The organism is Alteromonas sp. 14N.309.X.WAT.G.H12 (assembly GCF_036697315.1).
Lineage (GTDB): Bacteria > Pseudomonadota > Gammaproteobacteria > Enterobacterales > Alteromonadaceae > Alteromonas.
The window spans coordinates 1-7,301 of sequence record NZ_JBAHZB010000139.1; the positions used below are offsets into that span (position 1 = coordinate 1).

Consider the following 7,301-nt stretch of genomic DNA (forward strand, 5'->3'; position numbering starts at 1 on the left):
CACACTGGGTATCCTGGCAGGATCCTCATCCTAAACCTTGTTACTTATTTGCCTTGGTGGCCGGTGAATTCGATTTGCTGGAAGATAGTTATACAACCACCAGTGGTCGTGAGGTTAAATTAGAGCTTTACGTGGATAAGGGAAAACAAAGTCAGGGCGACTTTGCTTTAGCCTCCTTGAAACGTGCCATGAAATGGGATGAAGAGACCTTTGGTCTTGAATACGATTTAGATATTTACATGATCGTAGCCGTGGATTTCTTCAATATGGGGGCCATGGAGAACAAAGGACTCAATATTTTCAACAGCAAGTTTGTATTGGCGGATCAGAATTCCGCTACGGATGAAGATTTCTTCAATGTGGAATCCGTCATTGCCCACGAATATTTCCACAACTGGACGGGCAACCGTGTCACTTGTCGAGACTGGTTCCAGCTTAGCCTTAAAGAAGGGTTAACAGTCTTTCGCGATCAACAGTTTAGCGCTGATATGACCTCGTCGTTAAGCAATCGAATTAAACACGTTCGCGTTATGCGGGAACATCAATTTGCTGAAGATGCTAGCGCCATGAGTCACCCCATTCGTCCCGATGAAGTCATAGAAATGAATAATTTCTATACGGTGACAGTTTACGACAAAGGGGCTGAAGTCATACGCATGATGCATACCTTGTTAGGGAAGGATGGCTTTCGCAAAGGGATGGATGAGTATTTCCGACGTCATGATGGTCAAGCGGTTACCTGTGATGATTTTGTTGCCGCCATGGAAACCGCAACAGATAAAGATCTCACTCACTTTGCCAAATGGTATAGTCAGTCGGGGACGCCCATTATCAGTGTTGAACGTATTTACGATAAGCAAAACAAAACCTTGCATGTAACCTTGTCACAGCACACACCGCCTACGGCGGATCAAGCCACCAAAGAAGCCCTGTATATCCCAGTGGCATTTGAGTGTGTGGACAATGAAGGTCAACATTATGTAGACCAGGAAGGATTGATTAACGATGGGTTGGTTATCCTCGATAAACCCTCCCTGTCGATGACATTTTCCCATGTTCCTGAGTCAACGATCCCTGTAATACTGGGTAATTTTTCCGCCCCAGTTAAAGTGGATAATCCACTTTCTGTGGCAGAGTGGATCCGCGTATTTAAATGCGCCAGCGATGCTTTTAATCGCTGGGACGCCATACAATCTCTGTACGATTGGTGTGTTCGTCAATTAGAACAACAGGCTGAGATCCCCGCAGAGGTTTGGTCTTCACTGGCCGAAGTCTTTGAGCAAGAAAAACATAACCATGAGTTGTTAGCGGAATGCCTGTCAATTCCCAGCTTTGAAACCTTATGCCAAAGCAGAAGTGCCATTCATGTACAAACCCTTGTGGATGCACGAGAGGCCTTTGCTCAGCAATTTGCCACCCAAATGGCACCGGTACTTACCACGATATGGCAGGGCATTTCTGTTGGGGATTACCACTATACCCAACAACAAGTGAATGCCCGTCGTTGTAAAAACGTTATTCTTGGTTTATTAGCGCGTACGCCCGATGGGAATGCCCTGATAGAGGCGCATTTTAATAACGCCGATAACATGACGGATACGCTGGGCGCCCTTAAAGCGGGTCAAATTAAAGCCGACGGGCTATTTGAGAAACTCATGACCCAATTTGAGCAAAAATGGCGACAGGATCCCCTGGTGTTGGATAAGTGGTTTGCATTGCACGCCACCACCCATCGTGATGACATTTTAGCCCACATAACAATGTTAAAAGCCCATCCGCAATTTACCATGGGTAATCCAAATCGCGTACGTTCACTTATTGGCAGCTTTGCATTTTACAATGCATCGGGCTTCCATAAATTGGACGGCAGTGGTTACCAATTTGTCACCGATTATCTTATCGAACTTGACAAACAAAACCCCCAGGTCGCCGCACGCATTGTCACACCACTGACACAGTGGCAGCAATACGATCCTAGCCATCAAGCATTGATGAAAAAGCAATTAAATCGCCTTTTAGATCATAAAGCCTTGAGCAAGGATGTCTTTGAGAAAGTCAGCAAAAGTCTGGCTTATGAGAATCGTGAATCCCACTGATAAAACCTACTTTTTTACTCTTTCCATTCCTTACTCACACTGCCAGGCACTTTATCAAAGTGCCTGGCAAAGCGTGGTCCTGATCGCCGAATCCGGCCTTCGCATACAAGTCCCATTTGTCCGTTTACGTCCCTTCATAGATAGTCGCGGGATCCATGGACGCTTTCGCATGATTATTTCTGCCGAGCGCAAGATTAAATCTTTCGAAAGAGTGCGCTAAAATTGCTTAAAAAATAATCACTACTATACTTTTGTCTAATAAACTGTTGAAACTGTTTGCCTTATTAATTAGGTGAACTGGTACGATTAGTTCTTGCGTAAGTATGAAAATGATGTAATCATTTTGTAAACAACAGTAGTTGGGCACACGTTTTTAGCAATCCATCGAATGTTATTGGGTTGGATCAGGAGTATAAAAATGATAAATAGGCAGAATCGCTTTAACAAATCATCACTTGCCATAGGTATTGCCACCCTTATAAGCACGTCCTCACCGACACTTGGTGCAAACTGGGATTTTGGTGATGTTTCGGTATCCCTTGACTCCACTTTCACGCTGGCCACTAGCATTCGCGTGGAAGACAGAGATTTCAATTTAATTGGTAACAGCAATCATCCACAGTTTGACTGGTCAGGCTACAATGCAGCAACCAATGTGAAATATCAATCTGCAGATGTTTGGTCTTTGGCCGACGGAAATTATTCTTCAAACGGCGATTTAGGTAATTTATCTCATGATTCAGGCAAAGCCTTTTCAACACAGGTAACCGGTAATCACGATCTAGATATCAATTTGGGTGACTATGGTTTCTTTACCCGAGCTTTTTGGTTTTACGATTTCGAGCAAAGTGGTAAGGAACATGGTGCTGCCAATCCAATAACGGGTAATTCTCACGATCTGTGCGCATCATCAAGTGCTGAAGCGCTTTTGTGTAAAGACTTTCGTATTCTCGATGCCTATTTTTACGGTGATTTTTGGATAGATGACAAGCCCTTATCCGTACGCATTGGTGATCAGGTCATCAGTTGGGGGGAGAGTACTTTCATTCAACACGGTATCAACACCACCAATCCGGTGGATGTAAACCGGGCGCGGGCTCCGGGGGCTGAATTAAAAGAAGTCTTTATCCCTGTGGGAATGGTCTATGCCTCTTTAGGTATTACCGATACCGTTAGCGTTTCAGCCTATTATCAATACGAATGGGAACGCAGTTGGTTGCCTGTAGCGGGCAGCTATTTTGCCACCAATGATTTTGTTGGCGAAGGCGGGCAGGCAAACAATATCCAACTTGGCTTTACCGGCAACCCCGATATCGATCTTGAATTTCTATTATCATCCCTTAATGGCCTAGGGGACGCGCTAAGAGCCGGCGGCGATCAAACCACCATTGCCCAAGCCTATCTGGCCTATCCAACCAAGGTTGCGTTAAGAGGGTTTTCTGATTCGGCCCACGAAGATGCCGATGATCAAGGTCAATACGGTATTCGTGTTACCTGGCTTTCGGAAATGCTGTATGACAGTGAACTGAGTTTTTACCATATTAACTACCACAGTCAGCGCCCATTGATTTCGGGTATCACCTCAGATTTCACAGATACCGGCATTGCAACAGATTTGGCGTACCTTGCACAAAATACCATTACCAAAGACAACGTAACTAACTTAGATGCCTTCACTGAAGCCCGTTTTTATTATCCAGAAGATATCAAACTCTTTGGCTTAAGTTTTAATACCAATATTGGTAGTTGGGCACTTGCCGGTGAATTTGCCTACCGCATGGATGAACCCCTGCAAATTGACGATGTTGAACTACTCTATATGGGGATGCCTGAACAATTGGCGAATGCCGGAATCAGCCCAGAACTGGATGGTATTTCACAGTTAAACAATATAGATCGCGGTGTTGGACCCGGTGAGACAGCACAAGGGTATGTTTTCTCAGATACTTATCAGGCGCAGTTTACCTTGTCACAAGTGTTCGGGCCGGCATTAGGCACAGATAACCTCATCGTACTCGGTGAAGTGGGTTACGTGAATATTGTGGATTTTCCTGATCCGAGTGTGGTGCGCTTAAATGCGCCGGGCACAGGCAGATCCGGCTCCATAGAGCCCACTGCCGATGGAAATTCCCGCGAAGGTCTGCTTACCGCATTATCAAATGGGCCGGAAACTAACCCCTTTGCCACCGAGGATGCGTGGGGTTACCGCATTTTAGCCTTGGCTGATTTCAATAACGTTTTCGCCGGCGTAAATGTACAAACACGGGCGACGTTTTCCCATGATGTGAATGGCACCACACCGGATCCACTGTATGTATTTTTAGAAGGTTCAAAATCAGCGAGCCTCGCCGTGACGTTTAACTATTTGAGTAGCTGGTCTGCCACCGCGTCATACAGCGCATTTTGGGGGGGCGTTGGCAATAGTAATCAATTGTCTGACCGTGATTTTGTGTCTTTCAATATCAAGTATTCGATTTAAGGGGTATCGTATGTTACGCAAAGCAAGTCTTATCGCCGCCGCAGTGGCGCTGACATTTTCAGCTTCCGCAGTTTGGGCAAAAGTGTCACAACAAGAGGCCGATACTCTCGGTAAAACACTTACGCCCCTCGGTGGCGAAGTGGCAGGGAATGCTGATGGCAGCATTCCGGCTTATACGGGCGGCATCACTACGCCACCTGAAAATTATTCCCCAGGCGATCACCACCCAGATCCCTTCCCAGAAGACAAAGTACTGTTTGAGATCACCGGGGAGAATTATCAACAATACAGCGAGTTTTTGTCTGAAGGGCAAAAAAAGTTGTTTGAAATGTATTCCGACACCTATCGTATGCCGGTTTACCAAACACGCCGTTCAGCGTCAAACCCACAGTTTGTCTATGATGCGACCAAAGCCAATGCCACCCGGGCTGAATTAATTGAATCCGGAAATGGTATCAAGGGCGCGGCAACGGGGATCCCATTTCCCATTCCACAAAACGGTCTTGAAGCCATTTGGAACCATATTTTGCGCTATCGGGGTGAGGCCGTGCAACGGTTTGGTGGTCAGGCAGCGGTGACGTCTTCAGGAAACTACACCCGCATTGGTTTTGATGAAAAGTTATTAATTAAATATTCTAATGAAAACGCCAAACCGGAAGATTTAGAAGAAGAAAACATCCTGTTTTTCTTTAAACAGAAAATTACTGAACCTGCGCGTCTTGCCGGTGATATTTTGCTGGTAAAAGAAACCGTTGATCAGGTCAAAGAGCCCCGTGAAGCGTGGAAATATAATACCGGACGTAAACGGTTAAACCGGGTGCCTCAAATTGCCTATGATACACCAGGAACAGAGTCTGACGGTCTAAGAACCACCGACGATTTTGATATGTACAATGGCTCACCCGATCGTTACGACTGGACGTTAAAGGGCAAAAAAGAAATGTACGTTGCTTACAATAGCTATGCGTTACATAGCGATGAGATAAGTTACGATGACATTTTAAAGCCTAACCATATCAACCCAGATCTTACCCGTTGGGAGAAGCACCGCGTATGGGTGGTAGAAGCAAACCTTAAAGAAGGACTGCGTCATATTTATCAAAAACGGGTTTTCTTCATTGATGAAGACAGTTGGCAGATCCAAGAAGCGGATATGTATGATAAAAACGATGAACTATACCGTGTCGCCTTTGCCTACGGCATTAACTATTATGACGTTCCCACTCAATGGTCAACCCTGGATGTTTATCACGACCTAAACTCCCGCCGTTATCTTGCCATTGGTTTAGACAACGAAGAAAAAATGTACGACTTTACCATTCGTCCTCGTGAGCGGGAATTTACCTCCCAAGCATTAAGACGTGAAGGCCGGTAGTTCACAGGTATATACGGCTGGCTTTGCCAGCCGTTTTTCATTTAAAGACAATAACGAAGTTAGGCATAATTTATGAAGACAGTTCTGGCGGCGATAGTCGTGTTGTCAGCAATCATGCCAGTAAAGGCGCAAGAAGCCTTTATGGCGCCGCAGGTTGAACATTCCGTACTCTTGGATGTGGCTAGCACATCGGACGATTACCTTGTGATAGTGGGTGAACGGGGACATATACTGACCTCGGTAGATGGCGTTAGCTATACACAACAAGCGGTGCCAACAACGGTGACCCTCACCTCTGTTACCACCGTGGGGGATGAGGTCTGGGCGGTGGGCCATGATGCTACCATTTTGCATTCTAATGACCGGGGGAAACACTGGGTCATACAGATGGAAGCCCCAGATCTAGAGAAACCTTTCTTAGATGTCCTTTTTTTCGATCATCAGCAGGGAATTGCCATTGGGGCTTACGGGCTTTTTTTCCGTACAACAAATGGCGGGGAAACCTGGACGCAGGAATTGCACGCCACCTTGTTGCATCCTTACGATCAGGAATACCTCAACGAAGTTAAAGAAGAAACTCCCGAATATTATGACGAAGAACTTAGCGCCATATTGCCGCACTTAAACAAGTTATATCGTACACATGATGCATTATACCTCGTGGGTGAAGCGGGTCTGGTGGCTAAAAGTACTGATGAAGGCAAAATCTGGCAACGGATGGATACCGGTTATGAAGGGTCGTTTTTAAATATTACCGCCCTTGATGATCATACCCTTATGATTGTAGGCCTTCGCGGCCATACTTTTATACAAAAGGATGGCCAAAATTGGCAGTCCGTCCCTACCTGCATGGCGGTGTCGTTTAATGCGATTTTACCCACAACAACAAACAAGGTATTGATTTTAGCAAATAATGGTTATGTGGTTAGCCTTTCTCGTCCTTTACAAACCCAAGCGTTCTCAGGTTGGGGAGGCCAGGAAGACTGTCAGGTACCCCAAAACCTTTCTTCTTATCAGCTCGATGACAAAGCCAGCATAGTCAATGCCGTCAGATTTAAAGACAAAATTATTGCGGTTTCTGCCAAGGGTATTAAGCAATTGAAAATGGATTAAGCGACCAATATGTCAAGTTTTACTACAGTGATTGAAAGACTCATTTTCGGCTATCGAAAAATTGTTATAGCTATCTTTCTCATGGCAACGGTTTATCTCGGTTTCCAGGCCTCTATGATGCGCCTAGATGCAGGATTTGAAAAAAATGTCCCGCTAAATCATACATACATGCAAACCTACATGGCGCACCGGCAGGATTTTGGTGGCGCGAATAATGTTTTGGTGTCGGTTTGTGATG

The 7,301-nt window shown here is 45.4% G+C and carries 6 protein-coding genes; all 6 read left to right on the plus strand.

Annotation, left to right across the window (positions count from 1 at the left end; all coding sequences use genetic code 11):
- A partial coding sequence (pepN, locus tag V5298_RS18840) for an aminopeptidase N (protein WP_332932976.1) occupies positions 1-2,096 on the plus strand: 2,096 nt, incomplete at its 5' end.
- Positions 2,074-2,316 carry a DUF2835 family protein gene (locus tag V5298_RS18845; protein WP_332932977.1) on the plus strand — a complete coding sequence of 81 codons (243 nt, stop codon included), beginning with the start codon at positions 2,074-2,076 and terminating at the stop codon, positions 2,314-2,316. The genes pepN and V5298_RS18845, both read left to right, overlap by 23 nt.
- 198 nt (positions 2,317-2,514) lie before the next feature.
- Positions 2,515-4,575 (plus strand): DUF1302 domain-containing protein, encoded by a 2,061-nt coding sequence (locus tag V5298_RS18850; RefSeq protein ID WP_332932978.1) that lies wholly within the window; start codon positions 2,515-2,517, stop codon positions 4,573-4,575.
- A gap of 10 nt (positions 4,576-4,585) precedes the next feature.
- Positions 4,586-5,950 carry a DUF1329 domain-containing protein gene (locus V5298_RS18855; protein ID WP_332932979.1) on the plus strand — a complete coding sequence of 455 codons (1,365 nt, stop codon included), beginning with the start codon at positions 4,586-4,588 and terminating at the stop codon, positions 5,948-5,950.
- A gap of 72 nt (positions 5,951-6,022) precedes the next feature.
- Positions 6,023-7,063 (plus strand): WD40/YVTN/BNR-like repeat-containing protein, encoded by a 1,041-nt coding sequence (locus V5298_RS18860; RefSeq protein WP_332932980.1) that lies wholly within the window; start codon positions 6,023-6,025, stop codon positions 7,061-7,063.
- 9 nt (positions 7,064-7,072) lie between these two features.
- A partial coding sequence (locus V5298_RS18865) for a hypothetical protein (RefSeq protein ID WP_332932981.1) occupies positions 7,073-7,301 on the plus strand: 229 nt, incomplete at its 3' end.